Source organism: Pseudomonas sp. IC_126, from assembly GCF_004331835.1.
GTDB lineage: Bacteria > Pseudomonadota > Gammaproteobacteria > Pseudomonadales > Pseudomonadaceae > Stutzerimonas.
In genome coordinates this window covers 313,397-336,969 of the sequence record NZ_SJSS01000004.1, presented here as the reverse complement: position 1 = coordinate 336,969, position 23,573 = coordinate 313,397, and the positions used below count along the sequence as shown (strand labels likewise).

The window sequence follows — 23,573 nt, the reverse complement described above, 5'->3', positions numbered from 1 at the left end:
CTCGGCAGCAGTGGTATCGTCCTAGGAAGGAGGATCGTCGTGAATTGGCCAAGGAGCAAGGAAAAAAAGCATCGAATACGCGGATGCGACGATTAGCTTTATTCAAGCAGCACGATCATAAAGGTCGACCTGCATTACCGCATTGAAGCACAGGCCAGGCTTCGAGTTGTACGTATTCGATGACCTGGCTCGGCTAATTGCCGAGAAACGACGTAACCCTATTTTCGATCACCCCATCGATTACATCTACTCCGTGGAGCATGGTGATCGGACTGATGGCCGAGGCCTCCCTACCGACGCTACCTCTCAGATGTGGTTGATAGAACCCTCTGGCCCGATTCGCTTCAGGCGGTTAAGGTTCAGCATCAAATCGTATCTTCTTATGGCTATTAAGGATTTTTCGTTCTGAGCGAAGAAGCCCAGCTTTAAATAGCCATTTTGCTGACTTCAAACTTGAACGGAATCACCAATGTCTAATTTTGACGCAGCGGGCAGTCATCTGCCTCGCGTTGGCATGCTTGCCACCGTCCGTAACCGTCGTGGTGTGATCTCCTCCGTAGAGCCCTTTAGCGATAGCAAGACGTCTGCTTTGCTGCACTTGGTTACCATCGAGTTCAGCGATGCCGACGGTGACGCGGAAGAATCCCTGCTGTGGGAGCGTGAGCGTGGCCCGGTCGTGCTTGAACCCAATGCCCTGCCGCGCGTCGACCGTGAGCCGCCGATGAAACACGACGAGTTTCTCGCCCTACAGCGAGCAACCCGCTGGAGCGCGCTCACCCCCTTTCTGTCTGCCAGCTCAGCGCAACAGCGCTCCGAGCCGGTACCAACGGCGCCAGTCTACGGCGCCGTCAGCGTCGATGATTTCCAGCTGGTGCCATTGGCACGAGCCATGCGCATGCCGCGCGTTTCGCTGCTACTGGCCGATGACGTGGGGCTCGGCAAGACCGTTGAGGCCGGCCTGATCCTTGCTGAACTGATCCGCAAGCGGCGAATTCGCCGCGTACTCATCATTACCCCTGCTGCGCTGCGCACCCAGTGGCAGCAGGAGATGGAAGAGAAGTTCTCGCTCGGTTTCGACATCGTCGACAAGGCCGCTACCCACAAGCTGCAACGGGAAATGGGCCTGGATGCCAACCCCTGGCGCGCCCTGCCGAGGATCATCACTTCCTACCATTACCTGCGTCAGCCGGATGTGCTGGAGCAATTCATCGCCAACTGCGAGTCCATCAAGCAGCGTGGCGGTGCACAGCTCCCCTGGGATCTGTTGATCGTCGACGAAGCGCACAACCTGATGCCGTCGAACTTCGGTGAAGACAGTGACCTGGCCAGGATGCTACGGGTACTGACACCGTACTTCGAGCACCGACTGTTCCTCACCGCTACGCCCCACAACGGCCATACCCGGTGTTTCTCCGGCCTGCTGGAACAGCTTGATCCGGTGCGCTTCACACAAACTCCGGCGTTCACCGACAAAGAGCGCAAGATGATTGGGGATGTGTTGATTCGTCGTCTGAAAGGCGAGATCAACGAGCAGGACAGGCAGGCTGGTCGGACTCCGCGATTTGCCCGGCGTTACCTGGAACCGTTGCCGCTCTATATGTTCAAGGCGGAGAAAGAGCTGGCTGTTGCGGTTCGAGCCTTCTGTGCGCAACTGAAAAGCCTGATTCGCGCGGCCCCGGAAGCCCGCATGGTGCTCAACTTTGCCATCGAGATCCTGCGCAAGCGTCTGCTGTCCTGCCCGGTAGCCTTTGCCGACAGCTGGCTGCGCTTCAAGGAAGGTCTGGCCGCCAGAGATGCGCTGGAGTCCGCGGAAGTGGCCGCAGCACGCCGCGCCAGTGAAGAAGACATCGATGACGACCAGGAGCGGGAAAGCCGCAACCGCCATGCTGTGCATGTGGTCGGAGCTTGGATTCACCCCTATGTGGATGTCCTGGAGGACGAGATTGCGGCCGTGGATGCCGCGCTGACTGCTCTCGGGCTGGATAAGCAGCCCGTGACCAAAGCCAGGCCGAAGTCCGATGCCCGTTTCGAGCGTCTGCAGGAGCTGATCGGCAAGGAGCTGCGCAATGCCGAGCAGTGGAAGTCGGACGAGCGATTGATCATCTTCACCGAATACAAGACCACGCTCGACTACCTGGTGAACCGTCTGCACGCGGAGTATGGCGCCGATGCAGGCAGCATCAGCCAGCTCTATGGCGGCATGCATGAAGATGACCGCGAGGCGGTCAAGCGGGCCTTCAACGACCCCGAGTCGTCAGTGCGCATACTGGTGGCTACCGATGCGGCATCCGAAGGTCTCAACCTGCAGCACACAGCCCGCCTGCTGATGCACTACGAGATCCCATGGAATCCTTCGCGTCTGGAACAGCGTAATGGCCGTATCGACCGCCATGGTCAGTCGCGCGATGTCACCATTTTCCATTTCACCAGCGATGATGACGGCGACCTCCAGTTCGTAGCCCGGGTGCTGAACAAGGTTAACGACATCCGCGAGGATCTGGGCTCGGTAGGCGAGCTGTTCGATGCCGCTTTCCAGCGCCGCATGCTGGAGTTGAACGAAGAAAGTGACGTACTGAGCGATCTGGATCAGCAAATCGCCGGCCGGCGTGGTTCAACCAGCGATGCCAACGTACATACAGAGGATCGCGGTGAGGAGGAGAAGCAGCGTCTGCAGGCCCTGCTGGCTGATCTGGATCTGAATCCCGAGACCCTCAAGGGCACCCTGCGCCTTGCCTTGGGGCTCGGCGCCCCCCGCGAGGTTCTCGATGGCCCCGATGCTCAGGGCAGGATGCGCCTGCGTACACCGTTGCCCAGTCGCTGGCAGGCAGTGGTAGATGACAGCCTGCGTTTGCCTGCTCAGAAAGGTGTCAGCGGTGCCATGCCCTGGCTGGTGTTCGACAACAGTTTCTTTATCCACCACCTCAATGGTCGGCCGGTATTCCGCCCGTCTCCAGATACCGTCCTGCTGCACTTGGGGCATCCCTTGCTGCGCCAGTCCCTCAATGCCTTTGCCCGACTGCGCTTCCCAGGTGGGCAGAACGGCTTCCAGCCTAGCCGCTGGGTGGTGACCCACGGTCAGGTTCCGGCGGGTATCGAGGCCATGGTGCTGCTGACCTTGGAAGAGATGGCGATCAACGAGTTGCGGGAAACCTTCCATCACTGGACTCGCACCTTGGCTCTGCCAGTGCAGGGTGGGGAACTGGGTGAAGCGCTGCCTTACCAGGGGCCTCACCATGGCCAGCCTGGCCAGCTGTCCAGCGCTGACTTGCCTGCAGCACGCGAGCTCTGGGATGAGGTGGAGGATGAAGTGAAGGCCTTGATCACTCAGCACCGCACGGAACTGACCAGTACCCTGCGGCAGGAACTCAAGGGTGCCTTCGATCAAGCCAGGAACCATGAGAAGGAGGCCTTCGAGCAGCGCATCCGCGAAGTAGCAGCGCTGCAGAAAACGCAAAGTATCGACAAGCTCAAGCGTGAAATCGAAGAGCAACGGGCGGCCAGTATTCAGCAGCAACTGTTTGACGATGCCGATGCCCTTGCCGAAAAGCGTCTGCGCGATCTGGAGGACGAGCTCAAGCGTCGCCAGAACCAGTTCGGCGATCTGCAGGAGCGCCTCAGTACTGAAAAGGAACGCATCCTCGACAAGGTTCTGCCACGCCGCTTCGCGCTGCGCGGCGAAGCTCAGGTATTCCCGGTAACCATTGAAATCCGCTTCCCGGAGGCCCGCGCATGAGTCTGCACACGGATGGCTGGGCACAGCTCAAGCACGGCGGCCTGCTGATTTTCCCTGCCAAGCTCGATGAATTCTTCCCGACCGGTTCGCCGACCATGGCTGGTTACGAGGCGGAAAGGCTGCGTCGCGCGCTGACTGCCTTCGATGGCAGCAACGAAAGCCTTAGCCGGCTGCTCGACTATATCCTGCAGGATCTGACTGGCCTGCCCGCCGAGGAATGGCAGAAGGCCCAGAATGTCGATAGTCGCTGGACCGTACGCAGTTTCACCGGCGCACAGATCAAGCCGCGGCGCCTCTGGCAGGGGCCAGATGGCGAGACGCTGGCGCTGTTCGTGCCGGACGATGGTGGCTCGCGTCAGTTCTCTGGCCGCCTTGGCGTGGGACGCTCCCGTCAGTTGCTCGGCCGGGTGGTCGAGTGGCTGCGCCGTACCCAGCAACCGCTGGCGCTGGTAACCAATGGTCGGCAATGGCGGCTGGTGCATGCCGGTGCCGATTACGATGCCTGGTGCGAGTGGGATATCGATCTGTGGTTCGACGAAGGCCAACCTTCGGCGCAGACCGCCATCTGGCGTACGCTACTCAATCGCAACACCTTGCTGGCCGCCCAGGGCCAGTCTTCTCTGCTCGCGGCCATCAGCGTCTCGCGCAAGGGGCAGGCGGAACTGTCCAGCGTGCTGGGTGAGCGCGTCCGTCAGGGTGTGGAGGAGCTGATCACCGCCTCCCATGCGGCCATCGAGCAAGCTCAGCAGAACGGCCAGGCACACGACTACAAGGATCTCTACGTTGCCGGCTCGCGCATCATCATGCGCTCTATTATCACTCTGTTTGCCGAAGCACGCGGGCTGATGCCGGTTGATAACCCCATCTACCAGCAGGCCTACAGCCTGGAAGGCCTGCGTCACCAGCTGGATCGTCGTGCTGGGGGGCGAGGCAACGAACGCCTCAGCCAGGGCCGCAGCGCCTGGCCACGGATGATCGGCCTGTTCAACCTGATCCATGAAGGCTCCGCACATGAGCGCCTGGCCGTACCCCAGTATGGAGGTGCCCTGTTCGAGCCGGGCAATCCAGCCAGTGAAGACGGTATATCTCGTGCACTGGCACTCCTGGAGAATAGCCAGAACACGGTGAGCGACCTGCAGGTCCACAAGCTGCTGCGCCTGCTCACACGTACCAAAATGAAGGTACGCCAGGGCCGCAGCAGTCGCTGGGTGGATGCGCCTGTCGATTTCTCCACCTTGTCATCCGAATACATCGGCATCCTCTATGAAGGCTTGCTGGATTTCGAGCTGAAACAGGCCGCCGACGGCGACCCGGTAATCTTCCTTGCCGTGGGCAACCAGCCGGCGCTGACCCTCTCCCAGCTGGAAGCGATGGACGACAAGGCCATCAAACAGCTGTTCGAGGCGCTGAAGAAGAAGGACAAGGGCGGCACCGATGAGGGTGATGACGACAGCGAGGATGAAGGCGAAGAAACCGACAGCGAAGAGGCTGACGAAGAGGCCGTAGACGAAGACGCTGAGTCGCTCGATGAAGACAGCGAAGGGCCCCAGGACAGCGCAGATGCCGGCGATGTCCCGACCCTGAGCGAAGACCATCTGGCTCGGGCCAATGCCTGGCTGGAGCGTGCCGCGCTGCTGGCCGGGCTGGTGAAAAAGCCGCGAGGTCGTCGCCCTGCCAACAGCAATAACGATGAACAGCAAAAGGCGTTGGCTACTGCTGCCAAGCAGCTGTGCGCACGTCTGGTGGCTCCCGGCCAGTTCTACCTGGTGCGCTGGGGTGGTACCCGAAAGGGGGCCGGCACCTTCTACACCCGGCCGCAGCTAGCTGCGCCCACCGTGCGCCGTACTCTGCAACCACTGGCCTTTGATCCGGTTCACAGTGAAGTCGACCCACGTACCGGCCTGGAAACCGTGGTGGAGTGGGTGCCCAAGCGGCCGGAGCAGATTCTGGCACTCAAGGTCTGCGACCCGGCCATGGGCTCGGGCTCCTTCCTGGCAAGTGCGCTGCGTTACCTCACCGATGCGCTGACCCAATCACTGTTCCATCACAAGCTGATCGAGCGTAGTGAAGATGGCAGCGTGCCGCGCATGGCTGATGGTCAGCTGACTGAGCTGCTGAGTGACGAGCTGACCAAGCTTAACCCGCGCGAAGACGGCTTCGAGGAAGCCCTGCGTGCCCAGCTCAAGCGCCATATCGTGGAAAACTGCCTGTACGGCGTCGACCTCGACCCGCTGGCAGTAGAGCTCGGCCGCATGGCGCTGTGGGTGGAAACCATGGATCGCGATCTGCCGTTCGGCTTCCTCGATCACAAGCTCAAGGTCGGCAACGCCTTGGTAGGCACTTGGTTCGATACCTATCGCGACTACCCGGCCATGGCCTGGGAGCGTGAGGGTGGCGACAAGGACTACCAGAAGAACAAGCCCGACAACCTGATCAACCACTGGTACGAGGATGCCAAGGGCAAGAAGAAGGGTGATGTCTTCACCGATGCCATCAAGGCTCGCGCCAAGGCGGTACCGGAGCAGCTCAAGGCTATGCTCAGTGGCCAGCTCACCCTGGAGGGTGGGCTGGATGCCGGCAATGTGCATGACGAGTTGCTCAAGGTATTCCGCAAGCTGCATCGCCTGCCGGTGCACGAAAGCGAAAAGCGCGCTGAGGTCTACCGCAACGAGGTGCTGAATAACCTCCATTACCATGACCTTAAGGCGCGTATGGATCTTTGGTGCGCGCTGTGGTTCTGGCCGGGTGAGCGGATCGAACAGGCGCCCTTGCCGCGCGATTTTGTCAGGCCGGATGAGGACGCGCTGGCGATTGCGGCCGACGTGGCTCGCCAGCAGCGATTCTTCCACTGGGAACTGGAGTTCCCCGACGTATTCACCTCCACCCAGGACGGCTTCGATGCGCTGCTGGGCAACCCGCCGTGGGAAACCATGCAGCCAAACTCCAAGGAGTTTTTCTCTAACCACGATCCGCTCTACCGTGCCTACGGCAAGCAGGATGCGTTGGCCAAGCAACTCGACTACTTCCGCGCTTGGCCGCAACTGGAGCATAACTGGATTGCATACATCGCAAACTTCAAGGCTTTCGCCAACTGGATGAATGCGGTGGGGATGCCCTTTGGTGATCGTGTTACCGAAGACAAGGACGGTAAGAAGAAGCACGACCTGAATCTGGGTGGGCGCGGCAAGAACAGCTACGACGCCTCAGCAGCCATTCACAAAAAATGGCTGCAACAGCGTAAGAAGCGCAAGGGGTTTTCCGATACCGCGCACCCCTTTGTTCATCAAGGATCAGGCAAACCGTACCTGCAAAAGATGTTTCTGGAGCTGAGCCACGCCCTGCTGCGCAAACAGGGACGCATGGGCATGATTGTGCCTAGTGGTATCTACAGCGACAAGGGCACCAGTGACCTACGCGAGCTGTTCCTCAGCCAGTGCGACTGGCAGTGGTTGTTTGGCTTCGAAAACCGCGAAGGCATTTTCGATATCCATCGCTCCTTTAAATTTTGTCCGCTGATTGTGCAGAAGGGCGGGCAAACCCAGGCCATCCGCGCCGCCTTTATGCATCGTAACGTGGATGACTGGGAGCAGGCTGAGCATCATGTACTGGCCTATCCACGGGCGAGGGTGGAGGAATTCTCGCCTTATTCCAAAGCTATTTTAGAAATCAGCAGCGAACAAGACTTGCGTGTTCTGCAGAAGATTTACGCCAACGGCGTGCTGTTGGGTGACCAAAGCGAAAGTGGCTGGCGTATCAAGTTCCAGCAAGGCGATTTCAATATGACGTCCGACTCCAAGTTGTTCCCACCGCGGCCTAAGTGGGAGGAAAAGGGCTACTATCCTGACGAGTATGGTCATTGGCTGAAAGGTCCCTGGCGCGATTACAACGGCCCAAAACAAATACTTGACCGTGAGCCGGGGCTGGTGCTGTCGCGTGATAGGCAGCAGGCGATGCGGGTTGAGGAGATCGAGGATGTGGCGTTGCCAATATATAACGCCAAGATCTTTGATCTTTGGGATTTCTGTGTTTCCGGTTGGCTGTCTGGAAAGGGCCGCGGCGCGAAGTGGGAAAACATTGTATTCCCAAAGGTGATGAGGCCTGAATACTTAATAAGTTTGCGTGACTGGGCGGATGTAGGTGCAATCCACAAAACGAGCCGGCTGCTGTTTAAGGATATTAGTACTGCCGTTCACAAGCGCACAATGATGTCTGCTATTACACCAAACCTTCCGGCGGTTAATGCTTCGCCGGTGCTCTCGTGTAGCAGGTTCGATGGTGAGCTTGAGCTTCAATCAGTGCTTGGTTCTTTCGAGTTTGACTATATTGCCAAGTTCAAAATCGGCTACCTCCATCTGAATTACTTCATAGTGGAAGAGTGTGCGCTGGTCAGGCCTGATTCCATCAGTACTATGCGTGAGGTTATTAAAAAAATAAGTGCGCAGCTATCCTGTTGTGACGAGAGTTTTTCGCCCGCTTGGCTTGATGTGGTGCATTTTGATCCAAAAGCTTCATGGCGAAGCTTGTGGGCCGTAACAGATGCCGAGAGGTTGAGGCTTAGAGTTATCCTAGATGCGCTTATGGCGCATTTGTACGGCTTAGATGCCAATGATTTTTCTTGGATATTGAAAGATACGGATCATCCTCTGGAGTTTTTGAGAGTAAAAGCTAATACAAGGTCTCTCGACCAAAAGCGGTTCTGGCGCATCGATAAAGATAACGATCCCGAACTGCGTCACACCGTACTGTCGCGTGTTGCTTTTCACGACTTGAAGCAAAAAGGCCTCGACGCCTTCTTAACCCAGAACAACGGCGAAGGCTGGCTGATCCCGGAACAGCTGCGTCTGGCCGACTACGGTCTAGGCCACGATGAGCGCGCGCAGGAATACCAGCCGGTGGCTTCACGCCTGGGACCGCGCTTCTATGATTGGCAGGTGAGTGAGGACGTGGAGCGCTCCTGGCAGGAGTGTGCCGCTCATGCCGAGCTGATCCGCCGTATCGTGCCGCTGCCGGAGGTCGCAGAGACTCTAGGCGTGGCCGAGGAGCCGACCAGTTACACAGCAGATTTCACGCAGGGAGCACTGTTCTGATGCTGAACCCGATTACCTACACCGAAGATGTGGTTAGCGACTTTCTCCGCTACCAGCTCAGCACCTATGCCTTTGCAGATGAAAACCTCTACCGGCAGATGCGCCAACTGCTCAACCTGGAGCACACCCGCAACACCCCACTGCTGAAGGGACCGTACATTTCCCTGTCGCGCACTTTCATGAAGGGGGCCAGCCTCGATCAGCTGATCAGCGAGGGTGTACTGCACCCGCATGTTAAGCAGCTGTCGCCGTACCCGGGCGCTTACCTGCATCAGGAAAAGGCCTTCCGAGCTATCAAGGACGGCATCACCACTCTGGCGGCCACCGGTACTGGTTCGGGTAAGACCGAGTCCTTCCTGTTGCCGATCATTAGCCGCTGCCTGCAGCTGCGCGACGAGGGGGCCGCAGCGGGGATCACGGCAGTGATCGTCTACCCGATGAACGCCCTGGCGGAAGACCAGCTGCAGCGCATGCGCGAATTACTGGTGGGCACTGGCGTGACCTTCGGCATGTACGTCGGCAAGACGCCGAGGACCGATGCCGATGTCAACGGTGTGCGCCTGGCCCCGGGCAGCACGGTGGCTGATTACCGCAGCAAGCTGGCGCAAATGCAGCAGCAGAAGATGGACGTGGCCCTGCATCCGGCCGAGGAGCGGGTGAGCCGCGAGGCCATGCGCAAGCCCGGCCAGCAGCCACGTATTCTGCTGACCAACGTCAAGCAGCTGGAGCTGCTGCTCACCCGTCAGCAGGATCTGGAACTGTTCGACAACGCGCGTCTGGAGTTCATGGTCTTCGACGAGGCACACACCTTCACCGGTGCCGGCGGAGCCGAGACGGCCTGCCTGATTCGCCGTTTGCGCGCCTATTGCGGCAAGGATGAGAACAGCACAACCTGCATCGCCACCTCGGCGACTATCGCCGACCCTCGCCAAGGCATCGAGGCCGGACGTGAGTTCGCTAGTCGCTTTTTCGGTGTGGATGGCCAGAAGGTGGAGCTGATTGGCGAAGCCTACGAAGAGGACATCTGGGGTGAGCCGCGCAGGGTCAGTGCGCCGTTCAATGGCGATCAGGCACTGCAGCTGAAAACCGTGCTGGAGATGCTCAGCCAGCTAGATCGTGCCGAAGTCGAAGCAGCCGATCTGCAGGCTTTCCGCATCTGGTTCCAGACCACCAGCGGCATGCGCATGGCCGATGAAAACTGGCGTGCGGCCCTGAACCAGTGGCTGTCCCATAACGAGGTGGTGTACCAGATTGCCGAGGCGCTGCGGCGGCCCCGAGCGGTCGCCGCACTGCTAGAGGAGCTGAGGGCGATGCTCGGCCGCAGCATCACCGAAGAGGAAATTCTGATCTGGCTGGCACTGGGCGCGGCGGCACGCAACGGCGACCGCCCCCTGCTACGGCCGGTTGTGCATGGCTTCGTGCGCGGCGTCAGTGGTGCAGTGGTGACTTTCGAGGAGGGACAAGGGCTGAATACCCGGCTGTGGCTGTCGGCTGAGGATGCCATCGCCAATGCAGAGAGCCGTGACCCGGAGCTCAAGACCTTCCCGCTGTCCAGTTGTACGACTTGTGGACAGCATTATTTCGAGCACGGGCTGGAAGACTTCAACTTTACCGGTGATGAACCAGGTGGCGGCTCTGCTGAAGGCAAGGGGCGAGTCTGGCGCGCAGTAGACATCAATCTAGGTGGCGTGCGTGCGGTATCACTCGATCATCAGGTGGGCTCTGACGGTGAAGAGGAGCCACCACGCAGTGAGGTGCTGTTTGTTTGTCGCTACTGCGGCACCGCCCATGATCGACAGTTGCCCGAATGCGTCGGTTGCGGCCGCAATAAACCTTTCAAAGCGTTGCACTTCGTACAGCAAAAGCCTGAAAACATCGGCAAGTTGACCCGCTGTGTGTCCTGCGGCGCACACGGACGCCGAACAACCGGCAGCTATCGCGAGCCGGCCCGCCCGGTGCGTGCTACCGGTGTGGCCGATGTGCATGTGCTGGCGCAGAGCATGATCCATCGCGCCGAGCGCAAGCGTCTGCTGGTATTCGCCGACAATCGCCAGGATGCAGCATTCCAGGCCGGCTGGATGCAGGATCGTGCACGTCGCTACCGCCTGCGCGAGCTGATCTACAAGAAACTGCGCGAAGGTGCCGTATCGATCAGCGATCTGATTCTCTGGTTGGACAAGTTCCTCGATGCCGATGACGAACTATCCCGCGCCTTGATTCCCGAAGTGTGGCGGGTAGAGCCCAAGTCAGAAACCAGTCTGGCCCATGGTGAGGAGCGCAAGTGGTTCCTGCGTGCCCAGCTGCTGCGCGAGTTGACCCAGGGGAGCCGGCAAAGCACTGGTCTGGAGCCATTGGGGCGACTGAAAATCCAGTACAAGGGCCTGACTCCGGATCATCCGACTATCCAGAAGTGGGCGCGCCGGTTGGGCTGTACCGATGAAGAGTTGTGTGAAGGCATTGCCTCGCTGCTGGATGCCGCCCGCTCCCGTCGCATGCTGTTCGATCCGGTGACACGGATGTTCTCCAAGGCTTGGCTCGACGGCGAAAAAGAGGTGCTGCGCGGCTATCTGCCGAATATGCGTGGCGTGCCGGAGGCACTGGTCTTCGAGCGTGACAGTCAGCACGAGAAGACTCGCATCAAGCAGTGGTTCAGCAACTACGACACCACAGCGAAGCAGGCTTCCCGCAGTTGGGGAGTAGATCCTGACCTGCTGCAGGCATTCCTTCAGGACCTCTGGAGTCTGTGCAGTAACGAGCTGGAGGTGCTCACCCAGGTTCAGTTGAAAGGTGCTCGCGGCAAGAATCTGCCTGGCTGTCACGGTGCAGTCCAGGTGCATGCGGACAAGCTGGTGCTGATCCCGGCGACGGGCATGTATCGCTGCCAGACCTGCCGCCGCCTGCATGCGCGTGTAAATCCCGGCATGTCCTGCATGGCCTGGCGTTGCAACGGCAAGCTGGTATTTGAGGCAGAGAACCCGGACAACTACGATCTGCTGATGCTGGATCAGGAGTTTTCCATGCTGCGCGCGAGAGAACACTCTGCGCAGATCCCTGGCCCCGAGCGTGAACGCATCGAAAACGCCTTCAAAGGCGACAACGACCGCATCAACACGCTGGTCTGTACTCCGACGCTGGAGATGGGCGTCAACATCGGCTCGCTCGATGCGGTGCTGATGCGTAACGTACCGCCGTTGCCGGCCAACTACTGGCAGCGTGCTGGTCGTGCCGGCCGACAGTTCCGCATGGCGCTGGATCTGACCTATGCGCGCACCACCAGCCACGACCGGGCCTATTTCAACGAGCCTCTGAAGATGCTCGAGGGTCTGGTGGAGCCGCCCAGTTTCAACCTGCGCAACCCGGTGATGGTGACCAAGCATGTGCATGCCACGGTACTGACCACGCTGCTGCAGATGCTGCGCGACAAGAAGCTGCCCGAAGCTCAGGTCAACGCTCTGCAGCAATCCTTGCAGCTCTGCCTGCCGGGTCAAATCAAGCCCTATCTGTTCACCGCCGATGGCTTCGTGCGGGATATGCCGCTATCGGTCAAGCCGCTGGCGGAGCAGATCGCTATGCACCACGACACCCTGCTGCACGCGGTGCTGAAAGCCTTCCATCAGGGCTGGCCGGCCAGTGACCGCGAGGTGGTCAGTCAGGATCAACTGGCCGCTGTGATCAGCGGCTTTGCAGTGCAGCTGCAAGGCGTGATTGATCGTCTGTTCCAGCGACTGCAGTGGGCCTTGGGCCAGCTGGAGCGTCTGCGCAAGGTGGCCAGCAACAAGGGCGCGCTCGATGCGGACGAAGAAGCGCTACGCAGCCGCTGCGAGCGACTGGTGAAGAAGCTCAAGGGCGAGGCGAAGCGCAACCGCAATCAGGCCGAAGGCGTCGACGACACCAACACTTATGGCGTGCTGGCAGCTGAGGGTTTCCTGCCAGGCTATGGCCTGGATACCGGTGCAGTCACCCTGACTCACGTTGCACCGCGCCACAGCTCGGATATCAGCGACTGGGAGCTACGCCGCAACACCGCACTGGCTGTGCGTGAATACGTACCGGGTAACCTGATCTATGCGAACGCCCACAAGTTTGTGCCCCGGCACTTCCACCTGATCCCTGAGGAACCACTGGTGTTTGCCGTGGAAGTGGCCAGCGAGGCCATTCAGGAAGCCGGCCGCAGTGCTCAGTCGAATACTCAGGCGGCTTCGATGGCTGCCACGCAGATTCCGGGCGTGGCGATCTGCGATGTGGATGCACCACACCACTCCTACATCTCCGATGATGAGGACTACCGTTTCCAGATGCCTGTTGCCGTATTTGCCCAGGATCAGGGAAGGCATTCTGGGGGAGCGCTTTACGAGTGGGGCCAGGCCGAGCTGCAACTGAAACATGGCCTGCATATGCGCCTGGTGAACGTAGGGGCCGCCAGTCAGGTGCGCTCCAATGCCTTGATCGGTTATCCGCTGTGCCTGGTCTGCGGTGCCAGCCGCTCTCCGATGAGTGGCCCTCAGGAACTGGATCGCTTCAACGAATTTCACATCGAGCGCTGTGGTCGGCCGGCGCAGAACATCGCCTTTTATGCCGAGGTGGTAGCTGATGCATTGGTACTGCAGGACTGCCCATCACAGGAGGTGGCTTACAGCCTGATGGAGTCCCTGCGCCAAGGCGCCGCTGATGTGTTGGATATGGAAATTTCTGACCTTCAGGTGCAGGTTATCGGCAAGCCCGACAGCGAAGCAGTGGATGCACTGTTGTACGACCCGATGCCTGGTGGTTCGGGTTTGCTGGAGCAGCTGCTGGCGCACTGGCCGGATGTGGTTGCTGCCGCTCGGCGACTGGTGGAGGCGTGCCCCTCTGCATGCGAGGCATCTTGTGTGGACTGTTTGCAACATTTCCGCAACTCCTTCTATCACGACAAGCTGAATCGTCACACGGCGCTGGAGTATCTGGATGACTGGGGCTCTGGACTCAGGTTTGCTCACGATGTGGCACCTGTGCTGCCGGACAAGACGCTGACGCAGCAGCCGGGCAATGCGCCTGAGCAGCAGTTGGTAGCCTTGCTGAAGGCTGCCGGTATGCCGGCCTTTGAAACCGAGCGACCGATTCCTCTGCCGGGAAACATCACCACTCGGCCGGATGTGTATTTCCATGAGCCAAACGACCAGTACGAAGGCGTCTGCATTTATCTGGATGGTATGAGTGACCACCTGCATGGCAATGTCCAGACGGCAGCCAGGGACCGTCAGATCCGTCAGGAGCTGCTCAATACCGATTACGAAGTCATCGAAATCCAGTACCAGGAACTGTTCGACAAGACGGTGATGCGCGAGCACATGCGCCGCATTGCCCGGGCCGTACTCGGCAAGGCAAAAGCAAAGGAGCTGGCGGCCAGTGGCGATTGGTTTGACTCTGCAAGTAGCGCAATGGTTGGGGTGGTTGTATCCAGTGCCAAGGTACTGCCATTCAAAACTATCACCCCGAATGACGCGGGTTTTGAGCCCTATAACGGCTGTGTTCCATTAGCGGGTCTGGAGGCCGCTGCTGGTGCATGGAGCAAGCTGCAGGATGGGCTGCCTGATATGGCCGAACATGCAGACGACTGGGTCGTACTGGACGACAGCAAGTTGGAGCACGGCATGTTTGTAGCCCAGGTGGTTGGCCGCTCTATGGAGCCCTTGGTGCCGGACGGTAGTTACTGTCTGTTCCGGCCCGTGCCGACGGGTAGTCGGCAGGGCCGGAAGCTACTCATCTGGCATGCGGGTGTTGCCGATATCGAGACGGGCGGGGAATACACCTTAAAAGTTTACTCCAGTGAAAAAACTGCGAGTGATGATGGTGAGTGGCAACACGAGCGGATAACGCTCAAGCCACTCAATCCTGAGTTTGAGGCCTTGGTACTTGAGCCGGAGGAAGAGGGTGACGTTATTGCCGTCGCGGAGCTTCTAAGGGTGCTGTAAAGCGGAGGTATAAGTGCCTGTAAAGAGGTTAACTTCTGGATGAAACGGTAAAAAAAGAAAGTAGCCCGAAGACCGCATGGGTAGCCTCGCTGCTACTCATGCGGCTCTAGGCTTCTATCGATTTGCTTGCTCTAAAACCCTTACCAGTCGGTTGGAAATCCAGCACGCCAGCACCACCGCGATCAGCAGTGGCGGAAAGCGCACCATCAGTACCACCAGCAACAACATCGCCAGACAACACGCGAGGATGCCGGCAAACGCGAAAACCGCAGCGAAGGTCCGCATCAATAGCTTCATGCTCACCTCCTTATACGTAGCCCAGTTCCGCCAGCGATACGCAGCCTTCATGCCCCACGATGATGTGATCCAACGTCCGCACTCCGACCAGATTCAGCGCCTCCTTTAGTTTGTCGGTCAGCGTGCGGTCCGCCTGGCTGGGTTCGGGATCGCCGGAGGGGTGGTTGTGCACCAGGATCACGGCAGCAGCGTTGTGTTTCAGGGCGACTTTAACGATCTCCCGGGGGTAGACGCTTGCTCCGTCCAAGGTGCCCCGAAACAGCTCGTGAAAGGCAATGACCCGGTGCTTACAATCCAGCATCAGCAGGGCAAAGACCTCGTGTTCGTAGCCGTCGAGTAGCGCCTGCAGATGACAGAATACGTCCCGTGGTGCCGTCAGTTGCCGTCCCCGGCGCAGGCGTTGGCTGGCCAGCTGTTTGGCCATCAGCAAGATATCGGCTTCGGTGACCGGTGATTCGACCAGGTAGGTGCCAGCGGTCTCGCCGGCCTTGATTTTGTGCAGTCTCATACTCAGCTCCTTTGGCCTGGGACCAGGCTCAGGCGTTCAGGGATTGATGTTGTGCTTCCAACTTTTCAGCCAGGCTGGGTTTGCCCGACGTGTGCGATGCAGATTTTGGGGATGACTGAGCGCTGCCGCTCTCGATGGGCAAGAACTCCTCGACGATGGCACTGACGTCTTCCTCACTGTCCTCGAAGGCTCCGTTGCCGAAGCCACGCTTCGCCGCTTCGTCCAGCGCGGCCTGGTCGAAGCCCGCCGCTTGCTGCTGTTCATCCAGCTCTCCTGCCAGGCGCAGCGCCTCGGTCATGTCCATGCCGCTGCGCACGGTTAGGTCGGTGTAGAAGATCGGTGTGCCGTGGCTCTGCCGAGTGGATTTACCACGCAGGCGCAACTCCAGCGGTAGGCAGGCCAGGCGGTTGCCCGAGATGGCTTGGAAGTAGTGAAGGCGAGCGGCCAGGGTGCGGATGCTGTTGAAGCCAGTGGTGCGGAAAACGAAGCTGCCCAGCGGATCTTCATCACCGATGACCACGTTCAACCGACCATAGGGTTTGCAGGCCCCTTCCTTGGCCAGCGAGCAGGCGTCCGGTGAAGCGCACGGCATGGACTGCATACCGTCCTGGGTGACGCGCTTGCAGGTCTCACCATTGCCCACGCATAGCGGTCGCCCGGATTGCCGGTCGAACAGCGTGTAGTCAGCACGGAAGTTCAGCTCCGGTTCGTTGAACAGCAGGCGCACCGGAATGCTGCGCAGCTTGTCATCCTTGCCTTGGCGTAGCTCATCATTAAGAGGATGCACCAGCCAGCCATCGCGGCTCTGCACCTGGGAAGTAATGGTGAACTGATCATCCTTCTCCGGCAGGCGTTTACCGTTTCTCTCGATAACCTTGCCGATGGAAATCCGCCCGAGTACCGGCGGCGTGATAACCAGACCTTTAAGCATGGTGGTTCTCCTATGAAACGAAAAAAGGCCAGCCACGCAGCGCGCACTGCATGGTCTGACTAAAGGGGAGGAAGGGTGGGGAAGGTGAGATTTAGCCGATCAGGAAGCGCCGGGCACCGGGCTTGAGAAGCGAGTATTTGTCGCGCAGGTGCGGTCTGTCTCGGAGCAACCGAGCCACATCGAAGCCAATGCTGTCCTTGGCTTTGCGCCAGCTGACGTAGCCGTTGGTGAACTCTGCACGTGTGGCCTCGCCCATCGCTTGTTGCAGCATCTGCTTGAGCTGAGCCTCGCGCGCATGCTTTTTATCAATGATCTGGCGCAGGGCCTTGAGCTCGACGTAAGCCGCGGTCAGCGCCGGGTTGTCCCTGAAGTCCAGCGTCTGGCCATCGTCTTCTGGATACAGGCATCGCAATGCCGTTTCAGCCGAGGCCGTCCCATCCGCGGGTGGCGGCGTGTCGGTCTCGACGTATGTCCAGAACGTACGCTCCAGTTCGATTAGGTGAGCAATCATCGCCTCGTCGCGCTCGATGCGATGGATCTCCAAGTGCTGACCACCGAGCACAACCGCAACATCTGCCGCTTGCTTGCCAGTCACGGCGAGCTGGTGCATCACCTGCAACTGCACATATTCGGGTACGCCTTCTTTCCAGAGGCGTGCCCCGTTTATGCCGGCCGTCTTACATTCGAGAATTTGCACATCGTCGGCACCGATGACCTCGCGATCAATGTTGGCCAGCATCCAGGACAACTCAGGGTCCGGATGCTGCAGCACCGCATTGATGCGGCGAACCTTGTTGCCGGTGCGCTTGCTGTAGTGCCAAGCCACAATGGGCTCCAGGACGTTGCTCCAGTACATCGCGCTTTCTTCGTCATCGGGATCGGTTTTCGCCAGCCCGGTGTCGCGCCCGGTTTTTTCCAGCCACAGCTCCAGCTGCGACTTGTACGGGTTCAGGCCAACGGCCGCTGCTGCATCCGAGCTGCCAATGCCCTGTTTGCGTACTTCCAGCCACTCTTCGCGGGGCAGCTCCTTGGTACTGATCAGGCGCAGGGCGGAACGGGGTTTGCTGGTGTTGCGGTTCGATAAAATTGCTGTCACGGCGTCACCTTGCGGGCGTAAAAAAGCCCGATCAGCACGAAGCTGACCGGGCGATACGAATGATGGAGAGATGTTTAGGCTGCGAGCTGCAGCGCTGCATCCAGAGCGCGTTGCTTGATTTGCGCCCCTTGCCCAAACCAAGCGGAATCCAGTCGATATTCGGTGCTGCGTGCACGACGTTCGTGATCGACATACTCGGTCACGGCGTTGAGCAAACCCCAGGCGGTGCCGCGTGCCGACTCCAGCTGGCTGCCTCGGCCACGCCCCTCGTACAGCTCCTGCACCTTGCGCAGGGCGCGTTCATTCGGCAGCTGTTCGGGTAGCTGGCCGGTAGGGCTGACGTCGCACATGACGTTCATGAAGAAGCCCATCGCTTCATGCCATTGCACCTTGCGCTCGGCCAGATGGCGCATGCGGTACATGAAGTCGTCCCATTGCGAGACGGCGATGCCGAGTTGCTTCTTCACCAGATCGCCGTCGAAGCGGGTGCTGTGCGGCACCTTGATTGCCCGGCTGGTGCCGTCCAGGGCAATCGTCAGGGTGTTGTTACAGACCACGCGAACGGTGGTTGGGGTTGCGGTAGTAGCCAGGGTACCGTCGCACGAGGTGGCCAGTAGCAGATAGCCGTTCACCTGGTCGTTCCCCTTGATCGCCGTGCCTTGGCCGGTCCGCGCCAGGGCCCAAAACTTGCGGCCGCCCTTGAGCACACCAGCCGTCTCCAGCTCGTAGCCGGAGACTTCGGTGAGATCCCGGTAGAACTCCAGCACCTCGCGTGGCTGCACGGTGTGGTAACGCTTGGAGACCACCGACAACGGAGCCTTGGTGTCCGAGCGATAGAGCACCTTCTGGTCCGCAAAGGAGTGGATGGTGCCGAGATGGCCGATGGCGTCCGACTTGAAGTGAACGGGGCTTTCCTGGATCTGCCAGTCCATGCCGGCTTCCCGCTGCCAGACCTCGATGGGCTGCTTCTGCGGAAGGTTATTGCCCAGCCCGTGCCACGGGGTAGCGCCGACATAGGCCATTTGTTCGATTTGATGAGCCATGACGAATTTCCTTTGGGTGCAAGCCGGCATAAAGCGCCGCGCGAAGCGCAGCACCGGCTGGTAGTGATAGAGGAGAAGGGAAGCAGAGCCGCCTGATCAGGTCGGCAGATTGAAGCGATGCCCGCACAGCAGGCAGAGGTTATTAGCCAGGACGTGGCGGTCGAGTTTGTCGCCGAGCTGTGCGCCGAGAGCGCAGCCGCCGACACCGCCGACCAGACCGCCGAAAATGGCGCCTGAGACAGAGCCGATGGTGATGCCTACAGGGCCGGCGACGGAGCCAATGGCAGCGCCAGCCTTCCCACCAGCCAATGCAGCACTGACGCCACGTGCAGCACCGCCGACGGTGCCGACTGCAGCGGCGATCTTCATGGCCTGGTGGAAGGAAGCGACTTTGGGGGAGTTACAGCGAGGGCACTGCAATGACATGGGGCGAACCTTCTTGGTGGTGATGTCATTGCAGTTATGTAGGACTGAAATTTTTTCGAATTGAATCTGGTTGCGCGATGACAAATAGATACTCGAAATAGCCCGCCTGGCGTCCCCAATACCGACTCCGTGTATCAAGGCAACGGCTAGTTCCCATTCTTTACAGCGCCCCTGAATGTGGCCGATGATGCCGAAACGGAATTACTAGGGCAGCCATCGTTGGTGGCAATAACGCATAGGGAGGATGCTTTGACCATATCGGCTGGCGCCGCAGAATTATTGCTCGTCGCAAACAAACCTGGCCTCGCGGAGACAGGAGGAGGCCACGGGGCTAAGGGGGTGGACTTTCAGCGTTGGTGGGCAGTGCTCCGAATGGTGGAAATGGAGCAGGCGAATGAGCCGGATTTCTTGCTCCTCTTCGAAACCGTGCAAGATGTCACAGAGCTAGATTCAGCAAACTCACCCACGCGTGCCCGCGTTTATCAGGTGAAGAAGAAGGACCGTGGAGAGTGGAGCTGGTCTGTGCTCACTGGAACAACAGTGCCTGCGAAGAAGAAAAACTCGAAGCTAGCATCTCCCTCGTTTACAAAGGTCAGTGATAGCGCATTGGGAAAGCTTCAGCTCAGTCTTGCTGCCTTTGACAAACTCCCAGTCGAGGCGTACTTCATCTCAAACGCTGGCTGTGATATTCCCCTTGCGGCTGGGGGAAATGCCGCAACTTCGATGCCTTGCTCGCTAGCGGACTTTGCCCTTGAGCATGCTCAACTCTTGACTCAAGCCCTGCATACACTTGGGATCGATGGCTCACCTGCTCCCGATCTAACGAAGATCAAGCTTAAGAGGGTCGCCGTCCACCCCGATGAACCCAGTAGCCATGTCATCAAGTCGGCTCTAGAACTTTTAACAGAGCGCAGCCCGCCCCATGCAGGTCAGGCAGCATCTTTCGTAGAGTCTCTTGTCACGAAGATTTCACCTCTGGGCCGACACACCGATACTTGCTCATCTTTCGATGATCTTGTGAGGCAGCGTGGGTTCTCGCGGCAGGAGTTTATGTCTGCGCTCGGTGCGCTTGAGACCGTCCCGGACCATTCTGCCTATCTAAATGACTGGCTTACTCAACTGCAGAGTGAGGGCATGGACTTCATGGAGGTAACAGCTATCCGCGCACATGCTGCCAGAGTCGTGCGAGAGCAGCTTACGGGAGCAGCCCTACCCACTGTTCAGCCACTCCATGATTTCTGTGATGCCTGGCTCGACTCCAATGCACGCGGATCCGGCCTGTTACCGTATTTCGAGACGGCGCTAGCTGCGCTGAAGAAAAATTTTAGCGGCTTTCGCGATGCAGAACTTCTAGCGCGCTTTGCGATGAGGGCTATTAAGAAATGCGTGGACCAGAACTGAGACTTCTCGTTCGTAGCTTGAGAACTAAGAACTATGAAAAGCTTCCGCTTCGTAAACATCTGGCTGCTCTCGCATCGCGACAGGAAAGCGCGGCACGTAAATTTTCACCCGCAGAAGAACTTATTGAGGGGAAGGAACCACACAGGCAAGACCAGTCTGATACGGAGCCTCTTTGAGACTCTTGGCGCAAAACCTCAGGGCAAGCTAGAGGCGTGGGACGAAAACACGGCTTGCCTCCTCGAATTTTCTGTCGATGGACGTCACTTTTTCGCACTGCACCAGAACGGGCGGCGTGCATTGTTCAGCGCCAATCGCGAGATTATTGTCGCGACTTCTAATTTTGGGGAATGGTCGAAGAGCTTCTGTGATGTCACTGACTTTAACTTGGTGTTTACCGACAAGAAGGAATCTGAGATTCGGCCCGCCGATCCTGCATGTTTCTTCTTGCCTTTTTATGTAAACCAAGACGGAAGTTGGCAGGCTGAGTGGAACACATTTGGTGGGCTCAAAAGGTTTAGCTCGCCTTGGGGCTCCATTTTGGAGTATTTCACCGGCGTTTGCCCTCCTGAGTACTACCGTGCTAGGGCTGAGAAGGCTCAAGAGTCTAAGGTTCTTGAGGAGCATCGGCGTGAGTACAAACTCCTTGAACGCACTATAGAACGATTTAGTCGCACGCTTCCTTTATCCGGGCCAAAGGTCTGTGCCGAGAATTTTGCAGACGAGATTGCTCTGCTGACCCAAGAGGTTAATGAGCTTAATCAGAGGCAGGAAGTGCTACGAAATGCAGCTGTCCGTGAGCAAGACTTGCTTTCCAGTCTTGAGCAGCAGATTCGATTGGCCGACGATGCGCTCGCGGCTTATGACCACGATGCGAAGTACTTGCGCGCTGGAGATTCGGAGCCGCTGATTTGTCCGACTTGCAACGCCGAGCACACCAAGTCATTCCTCGATTTGCTCAATTTTGCTGAAGATGCGCGTGTGCTCCGTGAGCTCGCTGGGCGCCTTAGAGATGACGCAAATCAGGTGCGGCGCCGATGCGGCACTGCGTTGGCAGAGTTGAACACCCTAAATGGAAACTATCAGCGTATCTCAAAGCTGTTGGACACACGCAAAGGAGAGTTAAAGTTTCAAGATGTCGTTGGCAGTATGGGTGCAGAGAGTGCGTTTGCTGCCTTCGAAGCTGAGCGTAAGCATCTGCAAGAGGCCATCGATAAGGCTCTCGGTGCGGTCGATGCTTTAGAGGAGAAGATGAAGTCATTACGCGCCGCGAAAAGAACGCGAGCGATCTTAGACGACTTTAGGTCCTACTACATGACCGGTCGTGTTGCACTGCAGTTACCCTCTGTCGATGCATCAAAGATGAAGCTTACTGGCCGTCCTGATCTATCTGGAAGCGGAGGCCCTCGGTCAATCCTGGCTTACTACGCCGCATTGTGGCGAACCTGTCAGGGGGAGACCGGAACGTACGACGTACCAGTCGTAATTGACTCGCCAAACCAACAAGCTCAGGATGACATCAATCTTCCTGCTGTGCTCCATTTCATAGCCAAGGAACTGCCAAAGGACATGCAGCTAATTGTTGGCTTGGAGACCTCAACTGATTTTCCCTTCGATAGAGAAATACACTTGGACGTGAAGTACTCAATGTTGCGTGAGGACCAATGGGGGGAGGCGGAGGGGATTGTTGAACCATTGCTTAAAGAGATGTATGCAACGATGAAGTCCGATATCGAGGGACAGGACGACACCGTAGCGCGGTGACTTGGTCGTCTATTTGTCAGCGAATCGAAACGACTTTTCTGTCCCGAGTCTCCTTGATGGCCGACATCGAAAGGTTGCCGGTAGCTGCTTCCTGGATATGTTCGCTCCACCAAGCCATCATTGGGCGTCTGCGTTCGATGTAATCAGCCCGGTTGTAGGCGCTGCGGACCTCATCCTTGTCGACGTGAGCAAGCGCTACTTCGATCAGTTCAGGGTCCCAGCCATGCTCGTTGAGAATGGTGCTGGCCATTGAGCGCATGCCGTGGCTGACCAAGCGGCCTTCGAAACCCATGCGCTTCAGAGCCATGTTGGCGGTCTGGCTGTTGCAGTGGGTGCGAGGGTTCCGGTCTGCGGGGAAAACGTATTCACGATGGCCGCTGTAGGGCTTGATTGCTTCCAGTAATGCGACAGCCTGTTCTGTGAGCGGAATGATGTGCGTGCGGCGTTTCTTCATCCGCTCAGCTGGGATCGTCCAGATTTTCTTTTCGAAGTCAATGTCTGCCCAGCGGGTGGTCGCTGCCTCCGCTGGCCTGGTCATCGTGTGGAGCTGCCACTCGATCAGGCAGCGGGTCGTTCTTTTTATGCTGGCATTGGCAATTGCCACCATGAGTTCACTCAGCTCATCGGGAGGCAGTGCCGCCATGTTTTTCTTTTTCGGTTTCTTGAAAACGGAGCGGATGCCGCTGAGCGGGTTCGCGTGAATCAGCCCCGAGTTGACCCCGTAGGTCATGATCTCGTTGAGCCGCTGCGTCAGGCGTTTAACAGTCTCCAGGCTACCTTTGGTTTCAAGAGGCCTGAGCAGGTTTATGACCTTCGGTGCGGTGAGAGCGGAGATGGGAGTAGTGCCCAGATCCGGAAAAACGTGGAGCGTGAGCGAGCGCCAGACATCTTCGGCATAGGCTGAAGTTACTGAATCTTTTTTGAGCTCGAACCATGCTGTCGCGATGTTTTTGAATGTGTGCTCTGTAGCTGCTTTCTTGGCCAGACGCTCAGCATCGCGTATTTCCTTCGGATCCAACCCCTGCGCGACAATCTCCCTAGCTTCAACGGTTCGCTTGCGTGCCTGAGCCAGGCTCACCTCGGGAAAGGTGCCAAGACCCATGTTGATCCGTTTCTTCGTTACGGGATGGATATAGTTGAAATTCCATAGCTTAGAGCCATTGATTCTCACTCTCATCTGAAGGCCGTTGCCGTCAGTCAATGTATAGTCTTTCTCCTTCGGCTTGGCGGCTTTGACTTTGAGGTCTGAAAGGCGCGTGGCTTGGGCACCCATGATGTATTCCAAGGCTGTTTGTGTATTCCAAAATTTACCAGCGGAACGCTTGGAATACCACGTGGA

General features: G+C 58.4%; 12 protein-coding genes. 5 read left to right on the top strand and 7 right to left on the bottom strand.

Going from position 1 to position 23,573, the window contains the following annotated elements; translation table 11 throughout:
- The first annotated feature begins 469 nt into the window (after positions 1–469).
- From drmD to E0D86_RS14880, 3 genes are read left to right on the top strand one after another with little or no spacing between them, the layout of a single operon-like run.
- On the top strand, positions 470–3,733 hold the full coding sequence (drmD, locus tag E0D86_RS14890) for a DISARM system SNF2-like helicase DrmD (RefSeq protein WP_256681231.1): 3,264 nt from the start codon (positions 470–472) through the stop codon (positions 3,731–3,733).
- Complete coding sequence (locus tag E0D86_RS14885; protein ID WP_177493056.1) at positions 3,730–8,820, top strand: Eco57I restriction-modification methylase domain-containing protein; 5,091 nt, start codon at positions 3,730–3,732, stop codon at positions 8,818–8,820. Before drmD ends, E0D86_RS14885 begins: the two co-directional genes overlap by 4 nt.
- Positions 8,820–14,771, top strand: coding sequence for a DEAD/DEAH box helicase (locus E0D86_RS14880; RefSeq protein ID WP_131650818.1), 5,952 nt, complete (start codon positions 8,820–8,822; stop codon positions 14,769–14,771). Before E0D86_RS14885 ends, E0D86_RS14880 begins: the two co-directional genes overlap by 1 nt.
- A 114-nt stretch (positions 14,772–14,885) precedes the next feature.
- Here E0D86_RS14880 and E0D86_RS14875 read toward each other — a convergent pair whose 3' ends face one another.
- From E0D86_RS14875 to E0D86_RS14850, 6 genes are all read right to left on the bottom strand, one after another.
- Complete coding sequence (locus E0D86_RS14875; RefSeq protein ID WP_131650817.1) at positions 14,886–15,068, bottom strand: hypothetical protein; 183 nt, start codon at positions 15,066–15,068, stop codon at positions 14,886–14,888.
- Positions 15,069–15,078: 10 nt separating this feature from the next.
- Positions 15,079–15,576, bottom strand: a complete 498-nt coding sequence (gene radC, locus E0D86_RS14870) for a DNA repair protein RadC (RefSeq protein ID WP_131650816.1) — start codon at positions 15,574–15,576, stop codon at positions 15,079–15,081.
- Between the two features lie 28 nt (positions 15,577–15,604).
- Positions 15,605–16,507 (bottom strand): hydrolase or metal-binding protein, encoded by a 903-nt coding sequence (locus tag E0D86_RS14865; protein WP_131650815.1) that lies wholly within the window; start codon positions 16,505–16,507, stop codon positions 15,605–15,607.
- Positions 16,508–16,598: 91 nt separating this feature from the next.
- Positions 16,599–17,603: a YqaJ viral recombinase family protein gene (locus tag E0D86_RS14860; RefSeq protein ID WP_131650814.1), complete on the bottom strand. Its 1,005-nt coding sequence runs from the start codon at positions 17,601–17,603 to the stop codon at positions 16,599–16,601.
- A 74-nt stretch (positions 17,604–17,677) separates the two neighbouring features.
- Entirely contained in the window at positions 17,678–18,646 is a 969-nt protein-coding gene (locus E0D86_RS14855; RefSeq protein WP_131650813.1) for a DUF932 domain-containing protein, read from the bottom strand.
- A gap of 96 nt (positions 18,647–18,742) precedes the next feature.
- Positions 18,743–19,072, bottom strand: coding sequence for a hypothetical protein (locus E0D86_RS14850; RefSeq protein WP_131650812.1), 330 nt, complete (start codon positions 19,070–19,072; stop codon positions 18,743–18,745).
- A gap of 177 nt (positions 19,073–19,249) precedes the next feature.
- Between E0D86_RS14850 and E0D86_RS14845 the strand changes: the two genes are divergently transcribed.
- Both E0D86_RS14845 and E0D86_RS14840 read left to right on the top strand, forming a co-directional pair.
- Positions 19,250–20,473, top strand: coding sequence for a dsDNA nuclease domain-containing protein (locus tag E0D86_RS14845; protein WP_165914249.1), 1,224 nt, complete (start codon positions 19,250–19,252; stop codon positions 20,471–20,473).
- A gap of 33 nt (positions 20,474–20,506) precedes the next feature.
- Positions 20,507–22,234 (top strand): hypothetical protein, encoded by a 1,728-nt coding sequence (locus E0D86_RS14840; protein WP_131650810.1) that lies wholly within the window; start codon positions 20,507–20,509, stop codon positions 22,232–22,234.
- Between the two features lie 16 nt (positions 22,235–22,250).
- Here the strand turns inward: E0D86_RS14840 and E0D86_RS14835 are convergent, their stop codons facing one another.
- On the bottom strand, positions 22,251–23,507 hold the full coding sequence (locus E0D86_RS14835; protein WP_131650809.1) for an integrase domain-containing protein: 1,257 nt from the start codon (positions 23,505–23,507) through the stop codon (positions 22,251–22,253).
- Between the last annotated feature and the right edge of the window lie 66 nt (positions 23,508–23,573).

Excerpts from the sequence above, each read along its gene's own strand:
- drmD (WP_256681231.1), top strand. The coding sequence starts at position 470 with ATGTCTAATTTTGACGCAGCGGGCAGTCATCTGCCTCGCGTTGGCATG.
- E0D86_RS14885 (WP_177493056.1), top strand. The coding sequence starts at position 3,730 with ATGAGTCTGCACACGGATGGCTGGGCACAGCTCAAGCACGGCGGCCTG.
- E0D86_RS14880 (WP_131650818.1), top strand. The coding sequence starts at position 8,820 with ATGCTGAACCCGATTACCTACACCGAAGATGTGGTTAGCGACTTTCTC.
- E0D86_RS14875 (WP_131650817.1), bottom strand. The coding sequence starts at position 15,068 with ATGAAGCTATTGATGCGGACCTTCGCTGCGGTTTTCGCGTTTGCCGGC.
- radC (WP_131650816.1), bottom strand. The coding sequence starts at position 15,576 with ATGAGACTGCACAAAATCAAGGCCGGCGAGACCGCTGGCACCTACCTG.
- E0D86_RS14865 (WP_131650815.1), bottom strand. The coding sequence starts at position 16,507 with ATGCTTAAAGGTCTGGTTATCACGCCGCCGGTACTCGGGCGGATTTCC.
- E0D86_RS14855 (WP_131650813.1), bottom strand. The coding sequence starts at position 18,646 with ATGGCTCATCAAATCGAACAAATGGCCTATGTCGGCGCTACCCCGTGG.
- E0D86_RS14850 (WP_131650812.1), bottom strand. The coding sequence starts at position 19,072 with ATGTCATTGCAGTGCCCTCGCTGTAACTCCCCCAAAGTCGCTTCCTTC.
- E0D86_RS14840 (WP_131650810.1), top strand. The coding sequence starts at position 20,507 with ATGAAAAGCTTCCGCTTCGTAAACATCTGGCTGCTCTCGCATCGCGAC.
- E0D86_RS14835 (WP_131650809.1), bottom strand. The coding sequence starts at position 23,507 with ATGGGTGCCCAAGCCACGCGCCTTTCAGACCTCAAAGTCAAAGCCGCC.